The sequence below is a fragment of the Geodermatophilus sp. SYSU D00879 genome (assembly GCF_054050375.1).
Genome location: NZ_JBJGZF010000002.1, coordinates 1 through 19,275, shown reverse-complemented (window position 1 = coordinate 19,275; position 19,275 = coordinate 1). Strand labels below are relative to the sequence as shown.

At 75.0% G+C, this 19,275-nt stretch carries 19 protein-coding genes, 1 rRNA gene and 1 pseudogene; 20 read left to right on the top strand and 1 reads right to left on the bottom strand.

The window, feature by feature from the left end:
- The first annotated feature begins 256 nt into the window (after positions 1-256).
- From rimP to truB, 11 genes and pseudogenes are all read left to right on the top strand, one after another.
- Complete coding sequence (rimP, locus tag ACI79B_RS03465; protein ID WP_456929915.1) at positions 257-874, top strand: ribosome maturation factor RimP; 618 nt, start codon at positions 257-259, stop codon at positions 872-874.
- Positions 871-2,004, top strand: coding sequence for a transcription termination factor NusA (gene nusA, locus ACI79B_RS03460; protein WP_456929916.1), 1,134 nt, complete (start codon positions 871-873; stop codon positions 2,002-2,004). The genes rimP and nusA overlap by 4 nt, the downstream gene beginning before the upstream one ends.
- 8 nt (positions 2,005-2,012) lie before the next feature.
- Positions 2,013-2,396, top strand: coding sequence for a YlxR family protein (locus ACI79B_RS03455; RefSeq protein WP_456935796.1), 384 nt, complete (start codon positions 2,013-2,015; stop codon positions 2,394-2,396).
- A 94-nt stretch (positions 2,397-2,490) separates the two neighbouring features.
- A pseudogene (locus ACI79B_RS03450) lies at positions 2,491-2,637 on the top strand (translation initiation factor IF-2 N-terminal domain-containing protein); the annotation flags it as partial.
- A gap of 1,035 nt (positions 2,638-3,672) precedes the next feature.
- Positions 3,673-5,505 carry a translation initiation factor IF-2 gene (infB, locus tag ACI79B_RS03445; RefSeq protein ID WP_456929932.1) on the top strand — a complete coding sequence of 611 codons (1,833 nt, stop codon included), beginning with the start codon at positions 3,673-3,675 and terminating at the stop codon, positions 5,503-5,505.
- Positions 5,506-5,596: 91 nt separating this feature from the next.
- Positions 5,597-5,899: a DUF503 domain-containing protein gene (locus ACI79B_RS03440; protein ID WP_456903791.1), complete on the top strand. Its 303-nt coding sequence runs from the start codon at positions 5,597-5,599 to the stop codon at positions 5,897-5,899.
- 65 nt (positions 5,900-5,964) lie between these two features.
- On the top strand, positions 5,965-6,444 hold the full coding sequence (gene rbfA / locus ACI79B_RS03435) for a 30S ribosome-binding factor RbfA (RefSeq protein ID WP_456929917.1): 480 nt from the start codon (positions 5,965-5,967) through the stop codon (positions 6,442-6,444).
- Positions 6,441-6,686 (top strand): hypothetical protein, encoded by a 246-nt coding sequence (locus tag ACI79B_RS03430; RefSeq protein WP_456929918.1) that lies wholly within the window; start codon positions 6,441-6,443, stop codon positions 6,684-6,686. Before rbfA ends, ACI79B_RS03430 begins: the two co-directional genes overlap by 4 nt.
- A 3-nt stretch (positions 6,687-6,689) precedes the next feature.
- Complete coding sequence (locus ACI79B_RS03425; protein ID WP_456929919.1) at positions 6,690-7,700, top strand: DHH family phosphoesterase; 1,011 nt, start codon at positions 6,690-6,692, stop codon at positions 7,698-7,700.
- Complete coding sequence (locus tag ACI79B_RS03420; RefSeq protein ID WP_456929920.1) at positions 7,697-9,001, top strand: MATE family efflux transporter; 1,305 nt, start codon at positions 7,697-7,699, stop codon at positions 8,999-9,001. The genes ACI79B_RS03425 and ACI79B_RS03420 overlap by 4 nt, the downstream gene beginning before the upstream one ends.
- A complete protein-coding gene (gene truB / locus ACI79B_RS03415) occupies positions 8,998-9,918 on the top strand; it encodes a tRNA pseudouridine(55) synthase TruB (RefSeq protein ID WP_456929921.1) in 921 nt (306 codons plus the stop codon). The genes ACI79B_RS03420 and truB overlap by 4 nt, the downstream gene beginning before the upstream one ends.
- On the opposite strand, the gene ACI79B_RS03410 is transcribed toward truB, so the two are convergent.
- Positions 9,915-10,595: an HAD family hydrolase gene (locus tag ACI79B_RS03410; RefSeq protein WP_456929922.1), complete on the bottom strand. Its 681-nt coding sequence runs from the start codon at positions 10,593-10,595 to the stop codon at positions 9,915-9,917. The genes truB and ACI79B_RS03410 overlap by 4 nt on opposite strands.
- A 72-nt stretch (positions 10,596-10,667) precedes the next feature.
- Between ACI79B_RS03410 and ACI79B_RS03405 the strand changes: the two genes are divergently transcribed.
- From ACI79B_RS03405 to ACI79B_RS03365, 9 genes are all read left to right on the top strand, one after another.
- Positions 10,668-10,991, top strand: a complete 324-nt coding sequence (locus ACI79B_RS03405; protein ID WP_456929923.1) for an antibiotic biosynthesis monooxygenase family protein — start codon at positions 10,668-10,670, stop codon at positions 10,989-10,991.
- Positions 10,992-11,110: 119 nt separating this feature from the next.
- On the top strand, positions 11,111-12,250 hold the full coding sequence (locus ACI79B_RS03400; RefSeq protein WP_456929924.1) for a branched-chain amino acid aminotransferase: 1,140 nt from the start codon (positions 11,111-11,113) through the stop codon (positions 12,248-12,250).
- Positions 12,251-12,282: 32 nt separating this feature from the next.
- A complete protein-coding gene (locus tag ACI79B_RS03395; RefSeq protein WP_456929925.1) occupies positions 12,283-13,251 on the top strand; it encodes a bifunctional riboflavin kinase/FAD synthetase in 969 nt (322 codons plus the stop codon).
- 128 nt (positions 13,252-13,379) lie between these two features.
- Entirely contained in the window at positions 13,380-13,649 is a 270-nt protein-coding gene (rpsO, locus tag ACI79B_RS03390) for a 30S ribosomal protein S15 (protein WP_072920360.1), read from the top strand.
- Between the two features lie 248 nt (positions 13,650-13,897).
- The gene (locus ACI79B_RS03385) at positions 13,898-16,174 is read left to right on the top strand and encodes a polyribonucleotide nucleotidyltransferase (protein WP_456929926.1); all 2,277 of its coding nucleotides are present in this window, start codon (positions 13,898-13,900) and stop codon (positions 16,172-16,174) included.
- 40 nt (positions 16,175-16,214) lie between these two features.
- Positions 16,215-17,555 (top strand): M16 family metallopeptidase, encoded by a 1,341-nt coding sequence (locus tag ACI79B_RS03380; protein WP_456929927.1) that lies wholly within the window; start codon positions 16,215-16,217, stop codon positions 17,553-17,555.
- 28 nt (positions 17,556-17,583) lie between these two features.
- Positions 17,584-18,015: a VanZ family protein gene (locus ACI79B_RS03375; RefSeq protein ID WP_456929928.1), complete on the top strand. Its 432-nt coding sequence runs from the start codon at positions 17,584-17,586 to the stop codon at positions 18,013-18,015.
- Entirely contained in the window at positions 18,012-18,818 is an 807-nt protein-coding gene (gene dapB / locus ACI79B_RS03370) for a 4-hydroxy-tetrahydrodipicolinate reductase (RefSeq protein WP_456929929.1), read from the top strand. Before ACI79B_RS03375 ends, dapB begins: the two co-directional genes overlap by 4 nt.
- Positions 18,819-19,150: 332 nt before the next feature.
- Positions 19,151-19,275 (top strand): 16S ribosomal RNA (locus tag ACI79B_RS03365); the annotation flags it as partial.

Sequence of the window (19,275 nt, the reverse complement as noted above, 5' to 3'; positions counted from 1 at the left end):
CCTCCGGGACGTCACCCGCCCGAGCGGCCGGGCCCCGGTGCGCGGTGGAGCGGTAGCCTGACGACTCCCCGGGTACGCCGCGGCCGGTGCCGCGCTGACCCGCGCCACCGGGCGCGGCCCCGGACGGTGCGGTCCGCCGAGCACGAGCTCCGACCGGTTGCAGGAGGGGAGGGAGCCCGTGTCCGCGAGGGGACGGCAGGACCCGGCCGTGGGGTCCCGGCAGGACCCGGCCGTGGGGTCCCGGCAGGACCCGGCCGTGAGGTCACGGCAGGACCCGGCCGCCACACGGCTGGCCGGCTGGATCGAGCCCGTGGTGGGGGCCGCCGGCTACGACCTCGAGGAGCTCGTGGTCACGCCCGCCGGCCGGCGCAGCGTCGTCCGCGTCGTCGTCGACAGGGACGAGGGCGTGTCCCTCGACGACGTCGCCGAGGTCAGCCGGGCGGTGTCGGCGGTCCTCGACGAGAACGACGGCGAGCTCGGCCGTGCCCCCTACGTGCTCGAGGTGACCAGCCCCGGCGTCGACCGGCCGCTCACCGAGCCGCGGCACTGGCGGCGCAACACCGGCCGGCTGGTCACCGTGACCGTCGGCCCGGCCGGGGCGGCCGAGCAGGTGACCGGCCGGGTCACCGCCGTCGACGACGAGGGCGTGACCCTCGCCGTCGAGCCGAAGGCCAAGCCCGGGGCCCGCAAGCGGCCGCCGACGCCGCGGCAGGTGCCCTGGGCCGAGCTGGGCCCCGGCCGGGTGCAGGTCGAGTTCGGCCGCCCGGGCAAGGACGACCTGACCGACGACCTGACGGACGACCCGGCGGACGAGCCGGACGACGTGCTCGACGCGGACGACGACGAGGGCGACGACGACGGAGGAGGACAGTGAACATCGACGTGACCGCCCTCAAGGCGGTCGAGCGGGAGAAGGGCATCCCCGTCGACACGGTCATCGAGGCCCTCGAGACGGCGCTCGTGACCGCGTACCGCCACGCCGACGGCGCGGCCAAGCACGTGCGGGTGCACGTCGACCGCAAGACAGGTGAGGTCGCGGTGCTCGCGCAGGAGCTGGGCCCCGACGGCGAGGTCGTGCGCGAGTGGGACGACACCCCGAGTGACTTCGGCCGCATCGCGGCCAGCACCGCCAAGCAGGTCATCGTCCAGCGGCTGCGCGACGCCGAGCACGAGCAGACCTTCGGCGAGTACGCCGGCAAGGAGGGCGACATCGTCAGCGGCGTCGTCCAGGCGGATGCGCGCCGCAACGCCCAGGGCGCGGTCCTGGTCGACATCGGCAAGGTCGAGGCGGTCCTGCCCGCCGCCGAGCAGGTGCCCGGCGAGAGCTACCCGCACGGCAGCCGGCTGCGCGCCTACGTCGTCTCGGTGTCCCGCACCCACCGCGGCCCGCAGGTGACCGTCTCGCGCACCCACCCGAACCTGGTGCGCAAGCTGTTCGCCCTCGAGGTCCCCGAGATCGCCGACGGCAGCGTGGAGATCGTCGCCGTCGCGCGGGAGGCGGGGCACCGCTCGAAGATCGCCGTCCGCACCTCGGTGCCGGGGCTCAACGCCAAGGGTGCCTGCATCGGCCCGATGGGGCAGCGGGTGCGCAACGTCATGAGCGAGCTGCACGGCGAGAAGATCGACATCGTCGACTGGTCCGACGACCCGGCGACCTTCGTCGCCTCGGCCCTCAGCCCGGCCCGGGTCAGCAGCGCCACGCTGGTCGACCCGAAGGCCAAGGCGGTGCGCGTCGTCGTCCCGGACTTCCAGCTGTCGCTGGCCATCGGCAAGGAGGGGCAGAACGCCCGCCTGGCCGCCCGGCTCACCGGCTGCCGGATCGACATCCGCAGCGACGCCCGGCCCGACGACGCCACCCCCTCGCCCGGGGTGGGGCGCCCGCCGCTGCGCTCGGGCCCGCCGCCGGTCCGGGCCGGCGCCCCGGGCGGGCGGCCGTCCCCCGGTGGGGGCGGGCTGCGGTCCGGTCCGCGGCGTCCGGAACAACGGGGTCCCGCAGCGCGCTAGAGTGACGGGTGGCCGAAACGTCGATCCCGGTGCGCACGTGTGTGGGCTGCCGGGAGCGCGCTCCGGTCACCGACCTGCTGCGTGTCGTCCTCCGGTCCGGGACCCTCGTGCCCGATCCGCGACGGCGGCTCCCCGGCCGGGGCGCCTCCGTGCACCCCACCCCGGAGTGCCTCCACGCAGCGGAGCGACGCCGGGCCTTCTCCCGGGCGCTGCGCCTCCCGCGCGGCGCCGCGGTGGAGGCCGGTCCGCTCCGGGCCCACGTCCTCGGCGCCTCCGCGCCGGGGGACCCGGGCCCGGGACGGGCGACAGCGGACGAACGACAGACCGCACTTCCCACAGACGGACCGGCAACCGGCCGGTCCGCACGTCGAGAGCAGGACGTCGTCGGATGAGTCAGCCGTGAAGTCCCCACGATGACAAGCCAGACCATGTACCACTGACGACGAGGTCGCGCGGGCGAGCCGCCGGCCTCACAAGAGGAGATCCGTGCCAGGCAAAGCCCGCGTCCACGAACTCGCCAAGGAGTTCGGGGTCGACAGCAAGACCGTGCTCGCCAAGCTCAAGGAGCAGGGCGAGTTCGTGAAGTCCGCCTCCTCGACCGTCGAGGCCCCCGTGGCCCGGCGGCTCCGGGAGGCCCTCGGCGCGTCCACCGGCGGCAACGCCGGCGGCGGCAACGGCGGCGGTGCCCCCGCCCGCCCGGCCGCCCCGCGCCCGGCGGCGCCCTCGCCGGCCGCACCGGCCCCCGCGCCGTCGCCCGCCGCGCATGCGCCGCAGCCCCCCGCCGCGCCGTCCGCGCCCGCGCCGTCGGCCGGTCCGACGCCGGGTCCGCGGCCCGGTGCCCCGCGTCCGGGTGCGCCGACGCCCGGCCCGCGTCCGGCCGCGCCCCAGGCCCCGGCGGCCAGTGCGCCGGCGCAGCAGCCGGCCGCGCCCTCGGCTCCGCGTCCGGCCGCGCCGGGTGCCCCGCGCCCGGGTGCGCCCGCGCCGCGTCCGGCCGGCGGCCCCGTCCCCGGTCCCGCGCGTCCGGGTGCCCCGCGCCCGGCGGCTCCCGGCGGGGCCCGTCCCGGCGGTGCCGCGCCCGGCGCCCCGGGTGCCGGTCCGCGTCCGGGCCCGCGCCCCGCTCCGCGGCCGGGCAACAACCCCTTCAGCAGCGCCCCGCGTCCGGGTCCGGCTGCCGGTGGCCCGCGTCCGGGCCCGGCGGCGGGTGGCCCGCGTCCGGGTCCCGGTGCCGGCGGTCCGCGCCCGGCGCCCGGCGCCGGTGGTCCCCGTCCCGGTGGCCCGCGTCCGGGTCCCGGTGCCGGCGGTCCGCGTCCCGCGGCCGGCCCGGGTGGTCCCCGGCCGAACCCGGGCATGATGCCGCCCCGGCCGAACCCGGGCATGATGCCGCCGCGTCCGGCCGGTGCCGGCCGTCCCGGCGGCCCCGGTGGTGCCGGTGGCCGCGGCCGTCCCGGTGGTCCCGGCGGCGGTGGCGGTTTCCGTCCCGGCGGCGGTGGCCCCGGTGCCGGTGCGCCGGCCGGTGGTGGCTTCCGTGGCGGCGGCGGTGGCGGTGGCCGCGGCCGCGGTCGCGGTGGCTCTGGTGCGGGCACCGCGGGTGCCTTCGGGCGTCCGGGTGGCCGCGGTCCGGTCCGCGGGCGCAAGAGCAAGAAGCAGCGGCGCCAGGAGTTCGACCAGATGGCGGCGCCCAACATGGGCGGCGTGAGCCTGCCCCGCGGCAACGGGCAGACCGTCCGGCTGCCCCGCGGCGCCTCGCTGACCGACCTGGCCGAGCGCATCGGCGCCCAGCCCGCCGCGCTGGTGACCGCCCTGTTCCACCTGGGCGAGATGGTCACCGCGACGCAGTCGGTGAACGAGGACACCCTGCAGCTGCTCGGTGCCGAGATCGGCTGGAACATCGAGGTCGTCAGCCCGGAGGACGAGGACCGCGAGCTCCTCGAGACCTTCGACCTGACCTTCGGTGACGAGGGCGACGAGGAGGACTGGGAGACCCGTCCGCCGGTCGTCACGGTCATGGGTCACGTCGACCACGGCAAGACGAAGCTGCTCGACGCCGTCCGCAACACCAACGTGGTGGCGCGGGAGGCCGGCGGCATCACCCAGCACATCGGCGCGTACCAGATCGCCACCGAGCTGGACGGCCAGGAGCGGGCGATCACGTTCATCGACACCCCGGGTCACGAGTCGTTCACCGCGATGCGTGCCCGTGGCGCGAAGGTGACCGACATCGTCGTCCTGGTGGTCGCCGCCGACGACGGCGTCATGCCGCAGACGGTCGAGGCGCTCAACCACGCCCAGGCCGCCGAGGTGCCGATCGTGGTCGCGGTGAACAAGGTGGACAAGGAGGGGGCCAACCCCGCCAAGATCCGCCAGCAGCTCACGGAGTACGGGCTGGTGGCCGAGGAGTACGGCGGCGACACGATGTTCGTCGACGTCTCGGCGGTCACCCGGCAGGGTCTGGACGACCTGCTGGCGGCGATCCTGCTCACCGCGGACGCCGCGCTCGACCTGCGCGCCAACACCGAGATGGACGCCCAGGGCGTCGTCATCGACGCCAAGCTGGACCGTGGCCGCGGCCCCGTCGCCACGGTGCTGGTCCAGCGCGGCACCCTGCGGGTCGGTGACTCGCTGGTCGCCGGTGACGCCTTCGGCCGCGTGCGGTCGCTGCTTGACGAGCACGGCGCCAAGCTCAAGGAGGCCACGCCGGCCCGCCCGGTGCAGGTCGTGGGTCTCACCTCGGTGCCGCGTGCCGGTGACACCTTCCTCGTCGTCGAGGAGGACCGCGTCGCCCGGCAGATCGCCGACCGGCGGCAGGCCCGCATCCGCAACGCGCAGAACGCCTCGATGCGCAAGCGGATCAGCCTGGAGGACCTCGACGCCGCGCTGAAGGAGAACCGCCAGCTCAACCTGATCATCAAGGGCGACAACTCGGGCACCGTCGAGGCGCTCGAGGACGCGCTCATGAAGATCGAGGTGAGCGACGACGTCTCGCTGCGGGTCATCCACCGCGGCGTCGGCGCGATCAGCAAGAGCGACATCGACCTGGCGCTGGCCGACGACGTCATCGTCATCGGCTTCAACGTCCGGGCCGAGGGCCAGGCCACCGAGCTCGCCAACCGCGAGGGCGTCGACGTCCGGTACTACTCGGTCCTCTACTCGGCGATCGAGGAGATCGAGGCGGCCCTCAAGGGCATGCTCAAGCCGGAGTTCGAGGAGGTCGAGCTCGGCACGGCGGAGATCCGCGAGGTCTTCCGGGTGCCGCGCATCGGCAACGTCGCCGGCTCGATCGTCCGCAGCGGCACGATCAACCGGAACTCGAAGGCCCGGGTCATCCGCGACGGTGTGGTGATCGCCGACAACCTGACCGTCGAGTCGCTGCGCCGCTTCAAGGACGACGTCACCGAGGTCCGCGAGGGCTACGAGTGCGGTATCGGCCTGGGGTCGTTCAACGACGTCAAGGTCGAGGACGTCATCGAGACCTTCGAGGTCCGCGAGAAGCCGCGCGACTGAGGGAGGACCCCGCTGCCCCCACGCCTCGCACGCTCGGCGCGGGCCCCTGCAGCGGGGGCCGTTCCAGGACGTCACCAGTGGTAGGGAGGCGGTGAGCGTGTTCACCGGCACGCTCACCGCCGACCTGCTGCTGGGCGACGTCCACTCGCTCAAGGGCAAGCGCGCCGTGGTCCGGCCCATCGTGGCCGAGCTGCGGCGCCGCTTCGCCGTGGCCGCGGCCGAGGTGGGCGACGTCGACCTGCACCGCCGCGTGCAGGTCGGCGTCGCCACCGTCGCGGGGGACGCCGGTCAGGTGACCGACGTCCTCGACGCCTGCGAGCGGTTGCTGGCCGAGCGGCCGGAGGTGACGCTGCTGTCGACGCACCGGCAGCTGTTCTCCGACACCGACGCCTGACCCGGCCTGCCCACGCCCGTCCGGGCGCGCCTCCCTGCGCGCCCCCGAGACCCCGGAGGTCCGCCGTGGCCGACCCCGCCCGCGCCCGCAAGCTCGCGGTGCGCATCCGACAGATCGTCTCCGCCGCGATCGAGTCCCAGATCAAGGACCCCCGGCTGGGCATGGTCACCGTGACCGACGCCCGGGTGACCAGCGACCTGCGCGAGGCCACCGTCTTCTACACCGTCTACGGCGACGCCACCGCCGTCGCGGACTCCGCCAAGGCGCTCGCCTCGGCCACCGGGGTGCTGCGCTCGACCGTGGGCCGGCAGACCGGCATCAAGTTCGTGCCGACGCTGGCCTTCGTCGCCGACCACGTGCCCGACACCGCGCGCGAGCTCGACGAGGCCCTCGAGCGGGTCCGGCACGCCGACGCCGAGCTCGCCCGGCTGCGCGAGCACGCCACCTACGCCGGCGAGGCCGACCCCTACCGGCACCCGGAGGAGGGCGACGAGACCTCCGACGTCGACGTCAGCACGTCCCCCGAGCACAGGAGTGCCTCGTGAGCGAGAACGACCCGGACCCGTACCTCCCCGGGGAGGGGCAGGGCCGCTCGGAGCTCGGCGGGCGGGCCGAGCCGAACGCCGGGGACCCCACCGAGGGCGGCCGGGAGGGCCAGATCGGGGAGGTGCCCTCCATCGCGGAGGACGAGCCCGACGACGGCGGCCCGCCGCTGCCCCCCGGGGGCGGGCTGGTGACCGAGGACCGCAACGCGCCCCCGGTGGCCGATCCCGGCCCCGACGCCTGACCGGTGACCGCACCGACCGCCGGGGTGCCCCTGCGCACCCCGGCCGCCGTGCTGGCCGCGGCCACCGAGACGGGCGCCACCGTGGTGCTCAGCGGGCACGTACAGCCCGACGCCGACGCGCTGGGCAGCACCCTGGCCCTCGCCGAGGGGCTGCGCCGCCGCGGCGCCCGGGTGACCGCCACGTTCCCCGGCCGCCCCGTGCTGCCCGACTCGCTCGGCTGGCTGCCCGGCGCCGGGCACCTGGTGCCCTCCACCGCCGTCCCCGCGTCCCCGGACGTCTTCGTCAGCCTCGACGCCGCCTCGCCCGCCCGCCTGGGTGAGCTGGCCGCGGTGCTCGGCGACGCCGGCACCTCGGTCGTCGTCGACCACCACGCGAGCAACCCCGGCTTCGGCGACGTGCGGCTGGTGGACCCGGCCGCCCCCGCGACCGTCGTCCTCGTCGCCGGCCTGCTCGACGAGCTCGGCGTCGCCCTCGACGCCGAGCTGGCCACGCTGCTCTACGCCGGCCTGACCGCCGACACCGGCTCCTTCCGCTTCAGCAGCACCCGGCCGGACACCCACGCGCTGGCCGCCCGGCTGCTGGCCACCGGCATCGACCACGCCGCCATCAGCCAGCGGCTGTTCGACACCGCCCCGTTCGGCTGGCTGCGGCTGCTGTCGGCGGTGACCGGGCGCGCGGTGCTCGAGCCCGGCGTCGGCGCCGGCCTGGTGTGGACCTGGTCGACCACCGCGGAGGCCGCCGAGCACGGCCTGCCCGGCGAGCAGCTCGAGGCGCTGGTCGACGTCGTCCGGTCGACCGCCGAGGCCGACGTCGCCTGCGTGCTCAAGGGCCAGGACGACGGCTCGTGGGCGGTGTCGCTGCGCTCCCGCGGCGGCACCGACGTCGCCCGGGTCGCGATGGCGCTGGGCGGCGGCGGGCACCGGGCCGCGGCCGGCTTCACCTCGTACCTGGACCGCGAGGCGACGGTGGCGGCGATCCGGGCGCAGGTGTCGGCCGCGACGACGGCGCGGTGACCGGGCGGGCGCCGTCCGTCCTGGGGCTGGCCGTCCCGGCGCTGGTCGTGCTGGCCGCCGAGCCGCTGTACCTGCTGGTCGACACCGCGGTCGTCGGCAACCTGGGCACCGTCCCCCTGGGCGGGCTCGCCGTCGGCGGCGGGCTGCTGGCCTGGGCCGCCGCGCTGCTGAACTTCCTCGCCTACGGCACCACCGCGCGGGCCGCCCGCCGGGCCGGGGCGGGGGACCGCGCCGGCGCCGTCGCCGAGGGCGTGCAGGCCACCTGGCTGGCGCTGCTGCTCGGCGCCGCCGTCGTCCTGCTGTTCCAGGTGCTGGCCGGGCCGCTGACCCGCGCGCTGGCCGGTGGGCCGGGCGCGGTGGCCGCGGCGGGGGAGCAGTGGCTGCGCATCGCCGGCTGCGGCGCCCCGCTGCTGCTGGTGTCCCTGGCCGGCAACGGCTGGCTGCGCGGCGTGCAGGACCTGCGCCGCCCGGTGCGCTTCGTGCTCGCCGGCAGCCTGCTGAGCCTGGTGCTGTGCCCGCTGCTGGTGCACCCGGCCGGTCTCGGCCTGCCCGGGTCCGCGGTGGCCAACCTCGCCGGCCAGTCGCTGACGGCGGCGCTGTTCGTGCGGGCGCTGCTGCGCGAGGGCGCCGACTGGCGGTTCCGGCCGGCCGCCGTCCGCGCGCAGCTGGTGCTCGGCCGCGACCTGCTGCTGCGCGCCACCGTCCTGCAGCTGGCCTTCCTGGTCGCCGCCGGGGTCGCCGCGCGCGCCGGCCAGGCGCAGCTCGGCGCCCACCAGATCGCGCTGCAGCTGTTCCTGTTCCTCGCGCTGGTCCTCGACGCCTACGCCATCGCCGCGCAGACGCTGGTCGGTCACGCGCTCGGCGCGGGCCGGCCCGACGAGGCCCGGGCCACCGCCCGCCGGGTGACCCTGTGGGGCCTGGGCACCGGCGTGCTGGTCGCCGTCGCGCTGCTGGCCGGCCGCGACCTGCTCGTGCCGCTGTTCACCGGCGACCCCGCCGTCCGCGAGCAGGCGGAGCTGGTCTGGTGGTTCCTCGCCGGGTTCCAGCCGCTGGCCGGGGTGGTCTTCGCCCTCGACGGCGTGCTCATGGGCGCGGGCGACGTCGCCTACCTGCGCACGGTCACCGTCGGCGCTGCACTGGTCGGCTTCCTGCCGCTGTCGCTGTTGTCGGGGCCGCTGGGCTGGGGTCTGGCCGGCGTGTGGACCGGCCTGACGGCGTTCATCGCGCTGCGGCTGGTCGCGGTGCTCGCCCGGGTGGCGGGGGACAGGTGGCTGCAGGCACCTGCCACGGTGGGGGCATGAGCCGCCGCCGCGCCGCCGACGCCGACGTGACCCCGGGGATCCTGCTGGTCGACAAGCCCGGCGGGATGACCTCGCACGACGTCGTCGCCCGGGCCCGGCGGGTGCTGTCGGTCCGCCGGGTCGGGCACGCCGGCACCCTCGACCCGATGGCCACCGGCCTGCTCGTGCTCGGCGTCGGGGCGGCGACCCGGCTGCTCGGCCACCTCGGCGGCTCGGACAAGGTCTACGACGCCACGATCCGCCTCGGGCAGACCACCGTCACCGACGACCGCGAGGGCGAGGTCCTCACCACCACCCCCGCCGGGCACCTCGACGACGACGCGGTCCGTGCGGCGCTGGCCGCCCAGACCGGCCCGCTGCTGCAGGTGCCCTCCTCGGTGAGCGCGGTGAAGGTCGGCGGCCGCCGCTCCTACGACCGCGTCCGGGCCGGCGAGGAGGTCGTGCTCGAGCCCCGCCCGGTCACCGTGCACCGCATCGACGTGCACCGCGTCGACCGGACCGGGCCCGGCCTGGTCGACGTCGAGGTGACCGTGGTCTGCTCCGCGGGGACCTACGTCCGGGCGATCGCCCGAGACGCCGGTGCCGCGCTCGGGGTCGGCGGGCACCTCACCGCGCTGCGCCGCACCGCCTCCGGCCCGTTCACCACCGCCCAGGCCGCGCCCGTCGAGGAGGCCGCGGCGGCGCTCGCCGCCGGGGGCGGGCCGGGGACGCTGACCCTCCCCGAGGCCGCGACGGCGATCTACCCCGAGCGGCGGCTCACCGACGACGAGGCGCGCGCCCTCGGGTACGGCCAGCGGGTCCCGGCGACCGGGCGGCCCGGGCTGACCGCCGCCGTCGACCCCGCGGGGCGGCTGGTCGCGCTGGTCGAGGACGCCGGGTCCACCGCCCGGGTCGCCGTCGGATTCCCGCCGTCCTAGCCCCGGGCGGCCTTGCCGATCAGCGAGTCGTCGAGGTGGTCGAGCAGGTCGGCGGGGTCGTCGTAGACCTCGTCGGCACCGGCCTCGAGCAGCTCGGCGCGGGAGATGCCGCCGCAGGTCAGCGCGATGCACGGCAGCCCGGCGTCGCGCGCGGACCGCACGTCCCAGACGGTGTCCCCGACGACGACGGTGCGCGAGGCGTCCAGGCTGTGCTGGTCGACGGCGGTCTGCAGCAGGTCCGGCGCCGGCTTCGCCGACTCGACGTCGGCCGAGGAGGTGGCCCCGTCGACGACGTCCTCGCCGCCGATCGCCGGCACCATCCACTCCAGGTCCGAGTCCTTGCCGCTGGTGGCCAGCACCACCGCCAGGTCCCGCTCCCGGCACGCAGTCAGCAGCTCGTCGACGCGCGGGAAGGGGGTCACCAGCTCGCGCAGCGGCTCGTAGCGGCGGGTCTTGGCGTCGGACACCTCGGACGCGTCGTCGGCGTCGTCGCCGAGGAGGTGGGTGACCAGCTCCTCGCTGGCGATGCCGATCGCCCGGTGGCAGTCGGCCATCGACACCTCGGGGTGCCCGGTGTCGCGGAAGGCCTGCCACCAGGCGAGGACCTGCAGGTAGTTGGTGTCCAGCAGGGTGCCGTCGACGTCGAGGAGCACGCCGGGCCGTGGAGCCGGGGTCATCGGGCCATCCTCGCCCGGCCCGCGGGACGCCGCAGGGGATTGACGGTCCCCCCGGGCGGGAAGGGGCCTGCCATGAGCGTCGTCAAGATCAACGCCATCACCGTGCCGCCGCACATGCAGGAGCGCTTCGAGGAGCGCTTCCGCGGCCGCGCCGGCGCCGTGGAGAAGACCCCCGGCTTCGAGTGGTTCGAGCTGCTGCGCCCGCTGGAAGGCACCGACCAGTACCTCGTCTACACCCGGTGGGAGAGCGAGGAGGCCTACCGCTCCTGGGAGGACGGACAGGACTTCGCCCGCGCCCACGAGGGCGGCGGGGACGAGCTGGCCCCGGCGGCCAGCGACTCCCACCACCTGTGGTCCTACGAGGTCATCGAGAGCTCGGCGCCGGACCGGCCCTGACCCGCGCGGGCGACGGCGGCGGTCGGCTCCCGGCCGCCGCCGGGCCCGGGGCTACTGTGAGCGGAGGGGCGGGCCCGACGCCGCCCCGGCCGCAGACGGAGCACGCGCAGGTGGGAGCCATGACCGACACGCTCGCCGACAGCAGGACCACGCCCCGGGTCTTCACCGAGGGCGTCCCGGTGACCGTGGAGGACGTCTCCCGCCGCCCGGCCGCCGAGCGCCAGGAGGTGCTGGCCGACCCCGGCTTCGGCCGGCACTTCACCGACTCGATGTTCGTGGCCCGGTACACGGCCGGCCGCGGCTGGCACGACGCCCGCCTGACGCAGTACGCGCCGCTGCAGGTCGACCCGGCCACCGCCGCGCTGCACTACGCGCAGTCGATCTTCGAGGGGCTCAAGGCCTACGCCCAGCCCGACGGCAGCGTGGCGACCTTCCGGCCCGAGGCCAACGCCGCCCGCTTCGCCCGCAGCGCCCGCCGGCTGGCGATGCCGCCGGTGCCCGAGGATGCCTTCCTCGCCGCCGTCGACGCGCTCGTCGACGCCGACCGCGACTGGGTGCCCACCGGCCCCGACCAGACGCTCTACCTCCGGCCCTACCAGCTGGCCACCGAGCCGTTCCTCGGCGTGCGGCCGGCCAACGAGTACCTGTTCCTCGTCATCGCCAGCCCCGCCGGCGCGTACTTCCCGCGCGGCGTGCACCCGGTGAGCGTCTACCTGTCCGAGGACTACATCCGGGCCGCGCCCGGCGGCACCGGCGACGTCAAGTGCGCCGGCAACTACGCCGCCAGCCTGCTGGCCCAGGAGCAGGCCATCGCCGCCGGGTGCGACCAGGTGGTCTGGCTCGACGCGGTCGAGAAGCGCTACGTCGAGGAGATGGGCGGGATGAACCTGTTCTTCGTCCTCGGCTCCGGCGACGACGCCGAGCTGGTCACCCCCGAGCTCACCGGCACGCTGCTGCCCGGCATCACCCGCGACTCGCTGATCTCCGTGGCCCGCGAGCGGGGCATGCGGGTCACCGAGCGGAAGTTCAGCGTCGACGAGTGGCGCTCCGGCGTCGCCGACGGCATGGTCACCGAGACCTTCGCCTGCGGCACCGCCGCGGTCATCACCCCGGTCGGCGAGGTGAAGGCGCGCACCGGCGACTTCACCGTCGGCGACGGGACGCCGGGGCCGGTCACCATGGGCCTGCGCGAGCACCTGCTCGACATCCAGCACGGCCGGGTGCCCGACACCCACGGCTGGCTGCACCGGGTCGCCTGAGCGACCCGGCGGCGACACGGGGGAGCGGGCGGGTGCGGCACTGGCGCGGGCTGGCCGACGTCCCGGCCGACCTCGGCCGGACGGTGGTCACCGTCGGCATGTACGACGGCGTCCACCGCGGCCACCAGCAGCTGATCGGCACCGCCGTCGCCCGCGCGCGGGCGCTGCACCGGCCGTGCGTGCTGGTCACCTTCGACCCGCACCCGACCGAGGTCGTGCGGCCCGGCTCGCACCCGGCGATCCTCACCTCGCTGCACCGCAAGGCCGAGCTGGTCGCCGGGCTCGGGGTCGACGCGATGTGCGTCATCCCGTTCACGCCCGAGTTCAGCCGGCTGACCCCCGAGGAGTTCGCCCACGGCGTGCTCGTCGAGGACCTGCACGCCTCGGCGGTCGTCGTCGGCGAGAACTTCACCTACGGGCACCGGGCCGCCGGCAACGTCGGCACGCTGACCCAGGAGGGCCGCCGGTTCGGCTTCGCCGTCGAGGGGATCCCGCTGGCCGGCGACGCCTCCGCCGACGGCGAGGTGACGATCTCCTCGACCTACATCCGCGCCTGCGTCGCCGCCGGCGACATGGACAGCGCGGCGCGGGCGCTGGGCCGCCCGCACCGGGTCGACGGCGTCGTCGTCCGCGGCGACCGCCGCGGCCGGGAGCTGGGCTACCCGACGGCGAACGTCGAGTGCCCGCCCTACACCGCGATCCCCGCCGACGGCGTCTACGCCGGGTCCCTGGTCACCCGCGACCCCGCCGGGCGCACCCTCGACAGCCGGCCCGCCGCCGTCTCGGTGGGCACCAACCCCACCTTCCAGGGCTCCCGGCGCACCGTGGAGGCCTACGTCCTCGACTTCGCCGGCGACCTCTACGGCGAGCACGTCGGCGTCGAGTTCGTCTCCCGGCTGCGCCCGATGACCACCTTCGCCGGGGTCGACGAGCTCGTGACGGCCATGGCCGACGACGTCGTCCGCACCCGCGCCGTCCTGGGACTGCCCCCCGCCGGGTGATCACCGCGCCGGGCCCCCGCCGGCGCGCTGGTAATGTGCTTGACGCCGTGTATGCACGGCTTCGTGTGCACCCCTGCCCCCGTGAACCAGACCGGGGGCCACACCCGACCTGGCCAGGAGGCCCGCCCATGGCGCTCGACAGCGCGACGAAGCAGCAGATCATGACCGAGTACGCGACGGTCGAGAAGGACACGGGCTCGCCCGAGGTCCAGGTCGCGATGCTCACCCGCCGGATCAGCGACCTGACCGAGCACCTCAAGCAGCACAAGCACGACCACCACAGCCGGCGCGGCCTGCTGCTGCTGGTCGGCCGCCGTCGCCGGCTGCTGAACTACCTGGCGAAGACGGACATCAACCGCTACCGCTCGCTCATCGAGCGGCTCGGTCTGCGCCGCTGACCCCAGAGGGGACCGTCCCGCCCGGGACGGTCCCCTCTCTCGTGGGGCGCCCGCCCCACGGGACCCACGGCGCCCCGCCCGCGCACCCCGACGCTGGTCGGTCCTCGGTGGTGGCCCCCGGGAATGCCCCTCCACGGGAGGGGGAACGACCCCCGTGGGCTTCGATCGAAGACCGGTCATCCCGGAGCAGTCCGGCGCAGGACGCCACGAAGAGGACGTCGCCGCATGCGACGTAGGAAGAGGACGACGTGTCCGCACCCACCACCCAGGGCAGCATCGCTGCCGAGTACGACCCCGAGGACGGGGTCACCACCGCCACCGCGGTCATCGACAACGGCAGCCACGGCAGCCGCAGCATCACCTTCGAGACCGGGCGGCTGGCCAAGCAGGCCGCCGGCTCGGTCGTCGTCAGCACGGGCGACACCATGCTGCTGTCGGCCACCACGGCCAGCCGGCAGCCCAAGGAGCACTTCGACTTCTTCCCGCTGACGGTCGACGTCGAGGAGCGGATGTACGCCGCCGGGCGCATCCCCGGCTCGTTCTTCCGCCGCGAGGGCCGCCCCAGCGAGGACGCGATCCTCACCTGCCGCCTGATCGACCGCCCGCTGCGCCCGACCTTCGCCAAGGGCCTGCGCAACGAGGTCCAGGTCGTCATCACCGTGCTGTCGCTGGACCCGGCACACCTCTACGACGTGCTCGCCATCAACGGCGCGTCGGCGTCCACCCAGCTGTCGGGCCTGCCGTTCTCCGGCCCGGTCGGCGGCACCCGCGTCGCGCTGGTGGGCGGCCAGTGGATCGGCTTCCCCACGCACGCCGAGCTCGAGGACGCCGTCTTCGACATGGTCGTGGCCGGCCGCCTGCTGCCCGACGGCGACGTCGCGATCATGATGGTCGAGGCCGAGGCCACCGAGAAGACGATCGAGCTGGTCCGCGGCGGCGCCACCGCGCCGACCGAGGAGGTCGTCGCCCAGGGCCTCGAGGCGGCCAAGCCCTTCATCAAGGCGCTGTGCGAGGCGCAGACCGCGCTGGCCGAGAAGGCCGCCAAGCCGGTCGCGGAGTTCCCGCGCTTCCTGGACTACCAGGACGACGTCTACGCCGCCGTGGAGTCCGCCGCCCTCGAGCGGCTGACCGAGGCGCAGGCCATCGCCGGCAAGCAGGAGCGCAACGACGCCACCGACGCGCTCAAGGACGAGGTCGCCGCCTCGCTGGCCGAGCAGTTCGCCGGCCGCGAGAAGGAGGTGTCGGCCGCCTTCCGCGCCGTCACCAAGAAGGTCGTCCGGCAGCGCATCCTGCGCGACAAGGTCCGCATCGACGGCCGCGGCGTCACCGACATCCGGCCGCTGTCGGCCGAGGTCGAGGTCGTCCCGCGGGTGCACGGCTCGGCGCTGTTCGAGCGCGGCGAGACCCAGATCCTGGGCGTCACCACGCTGAACATGCTCCGCATGGAGCAGCAGCTCGACACGCTCTCGCCCGAGACGCGCAAGCGCTACATGCACAACTACAACTTCCCGCCGTACTCCACCGGCGAGACCGGCCGCGTGGGCTCGCCCAAGCGCCGCGAGATCGGCCACGGCGCGCTCGCCGAGCGCGCCCTGCTGCCGGTGCTGCCCGACCGCGAGGAGTTCCCCTACGCGATCCGGCAGGTGTCCGAGGCGCTGGGGTCCAACGGCTCGACGTCGATGGGCTCGGTGTGCGCCTCGACCCTGTCGCTGCTCAACGCCGGTGTGCCGCTGCGCGCCCCGGTCGCCGGCATCGCCATGGGCCTGGTCTCCGACGAGGTCGACGGCAAGACCGAGTACGTCGCGCTGACCGACATCCTCGGCGCCGAGGACGCCTTCGGTGACATGGACTTCAAGGTCGCCGGCACCAAGGACTTCGTCACGGCCCTGCAGCTGGACACCAAGCTCGACGGCATCCCGTCCGACGTGCTCGCCCAGGCGCTGACCCAGGCCCGCGCCGCCCGCCTGCACATCCTCGACGTGATGAACGAGGCCATCGACGGCCCCGACGAGATGAGCCCCTACGCCCCGCGCGTGACCACGGTGCGCATCCCGGTCGACAAGATCGGCGCGGTCATCGGCCCCAAGGGCCAGATGATCAACTCGATCCAGGACGAGACCGGCGCCGAGATCACCATCGAGGACGACGGCACCATCTACGTCGGCGCCTCCGACGGCCCCTCGGCCCAGGCCGCGGTCGACCGCATCAACGCGATCGCCAACCCGCAGATGCCGAAGGTCGGGGAGCGCTTCCTCGGCACCGTCGTCAAGACGACGCCGTTCGGCGCCTTCGTCTCGCTGCTGCCGGGCAAGGACGGCCTGGTGCACATCAGCAAGCTGGGCGGCGGCAAGCGCATCGGCAAGGTCGAGGACGTCGTGAACGTCGGCGACAAGCTGCAGGTCGAGATCACCGACATCGACGCCCGCGGCAAGATCAGCCTGGTCCCGGTGGCCGCCGAGGGCGAGGGTGCCGCCGCCGGCGACGGCGCGGCCCCGGCCGACGCCCCCGCTCCCGCGGAGGCCTGACACGGTCGCCGAACCGACGACGACCGGGGCCGGGCCGGGCGTGGGGTCCACCGACCTCACGTCCGCCCCGGCCCCGGTCGGTGTCACCCGCGTCATCGACGTCGACGAGGTCGGCGGCCGGGTCGAGCGCACGGTGCTGCCCGGCGGGCTGCGCGTGCTCACCGAGACGATGCCCGGCGTCCACTCGGCCACCCTCGGCATCTGGGTGGGCGTCGGCTCCCGGGACGAGACCGACCGGGTCGCCGGCGCCTCGCACTTCCTCGAGCACCTGCTGTTCAAGGGCACCCGCAGCCGCAGCGCCCTGGAGATCGCGACGGCGATGGACGCCGTCGGCGGTGAGATGAACGCCTTCACCGCCAAGGAGCACACCTGCTACTACGCCAACGTGCTCGCCAGCGACCTCCCGCTGGCGGTCACGCTGCTCGGCGACCTGGTGACCGAGGCGCTCAACACCGCCGAGGACCTGGAGTCCGAGCGGACGGTGGTGCTCGAGGAGATCGCCATGCGCGACGACGAGCCCTCCGACCTGGTGCACGACCTGTTCGCCGAGACCCTGTTCGGCGGCACCCCGCTGGGCCGCTCGGTGCTCGGCACCGTCGAGTCGATCGAGGGGCTGACCCGCGACGACGTCGACGGCTGGTACCGCTCGCGCTACACCGTCCCCTCGATGGTGGTCACCGCCGCCGGCCGGGTGGACCACCAGCAGGTGGTCGACCTGGTGACGGCGGTCTTCGGCGACCGGCTGTCCGGCCCGGCGTCCCCGGCGCCGCTGCGCCGCGGCGAGGAGCTCGTCCCCGGCCGCCCCGCCCGGCCCGCGGGGCTGGTCAACCGCAAGACGGAGCAGACCCACCTGCTGCTGGGCAGCCTCGCCCTCAGCCGCTTCGACGAGCGGCGCTACGCCGCCGCGGTCCTGGAGACGGCGGTCGGCGGCGGGATGAGCTCCCGGCTGTTCCAGGAGATCCGGGAGAAGCGCGGGCTGGTCTACAGCGTCGGGTCGGCGCTGACCTCCTACGCCGGCACCGGGGCGTTCTCGGTCTACGCCGGGTGCGCCAAGAAGCGCGTGCCCGAGGTGCTGCGCCTGGTGCGCGAGGAGCTGGCCCGGGTGGCCGCCGAGGGGCTCACCGCCGAGGAGGTGGCCCGCGGCCGCGGGCAGCTGCGCGGCGGGACGGTCCTCGGCCTCGAGGACACCGGTTCGCGGATGAGCCGACTGGGCAAGAGCGAGCTGTCGCACGGGGAGTACGTGCCGGTGCGCGAGGTGCTCGACCGGATCGCCGCCGTCGACGAGGAGCAGGTGCGCGCGGTCGCCGCGGACCTGCTGGGCCGGGAGACCTGCCTCGCCGTCGTCGGCCCCTACCGGGAGTCCGACCTCGACCGGCTCTGACCCCGCCCAGCCCGACGACCGGAGACCGATGACCGCCCCGAGCCCCACCTCGGCGTTCCGCGTGCACGGGGCGCTGTCCCGCGGCGCCTTCTCGGTGACGGTGCTCGTCTCCCTCGCCGTGCTGTTCGCGCCGGCCTCCGACGTGCCGGCCGCCCCGCCGGGCGTGGACAAGCTCGTCCACCTCGTCCTGTTCCTCGCGCTGGCGCTGGCCGGACGGTGGGCGGGGGCGTGCCGGGGGCCCCTGGCGGTGCTGCTGCTCGTCTACGGCGCGGTCAGCGAGGTGATCCAGGCGGTCTCGCCCGTGGAGCGCTCGGGCTCGGTCCTCGACTGGCTCGCCGATGCCGCCGGTGTCGGGCTCGGCCTGCTGCTGTGGGCAGTGGGGGAGCGCCGGACCGCCGGGGTTACCCGTGCCGGGGCCGTCTTGCATCGGGACGGGCCGCCGGGAAGCCTGACCCGGTGACCACGAGCACCCCCACACCCGACCAGCAGGCGACCGGCGCGACCACGGGCGAGCCGCCCCGGATCTCGGTCGGTGTCCTCGGCGCCCGGGGCCGGATGGGCACCGAGGTGGTGAAAGCGGTCAACGCCGCCGACGACCTCGAGCTCGTCGCGATGGTCGACGAGGGGGACTGGCTGTTCAACGTCGCCGACGCCGGCGCGCAGGTGGTCGTGGACTTCACCCGCCCGGACGTCGTCATGGACAACATCCGGTTCTGCATCGACCAGAACATCCACTGCGTCGTCGGGACGACGGGCTTCGACGAGGAGAAGCTGGCCACGGTCGCCGAGTGGCTGCAGCCCAAGCCCGAGGTGGGCGTGGTCATCGCCCCCAACTTCGGCATCGGCGCCGTGCTGCTCATGCGCTTCGCCCAGGAGGCGGCGCGCTTCTTCTCCTCCACGGAGATCGTCGAGCTGCACCACCCGAACAAGGTGGACGCCCCGTCGGGCACCGCCGTCCGCACCGCGCGCCTCGTGGCCGCCGCCCGCCGGGCGGCCGGGCTGCCGGCGTCGCCGGACGCGACCACCGACGCGCTCCCCGGCGCCCGCGGTGCCGACGTCGAGGGGATCCCCGTGCACGCCGTGCGGCTCACCGGCCTGGTCGCGCACCAGGAGGTCCTCATGGGGGCGGCGGGGGAGACGCTGACGCTGCGGCACGACTCCTTCGACCGCGCGTCCTTCATGCCCGGTGTGCTGCTCGCCGTCCGCGAGATCGGCCGCCGGCCGGGGCTGACCGTGGGGATCGAGTCCTTCCTCGGCCTCTGATCGGTCCCGTGACGGGTGTGACCGAGACCCCGTGTGCACGGCCCTCAGATGTCGTGTACTGTTCTCTTCGCGCCGGACGGAGCCCGCGAGGGCCACGGAGGAGCACCCGAGAGGTGCAGGACTCCGGAGCCGGCGTAGAGTAGGACAAGCTGCCACCGAGGAAGCCCGAGAGGGTCGAGTTGGTGTGCGTCCGCTCCTTGAGAACTCAACAGCGTGCCGAAAGTCAGTGCCAAGTAACAAACCCCCGTCCGCGTCTTCGGGCGCGGGGGGATTCCTTTGGTTGATGACATCGAGAGTGCTAGCTCTCGGTTCTCGGCCAGCGATTGAATGCATCTACGGAGAGTTTGATCCTGGCTCAGGACGAACGCTGGCGGCGTGCTTAACACATGCAAGTCGAACGCTGAACCCCGCTTGCGGGGGGATGAGTGGCGAACGGGTGAGTAACACGTGGGCAACC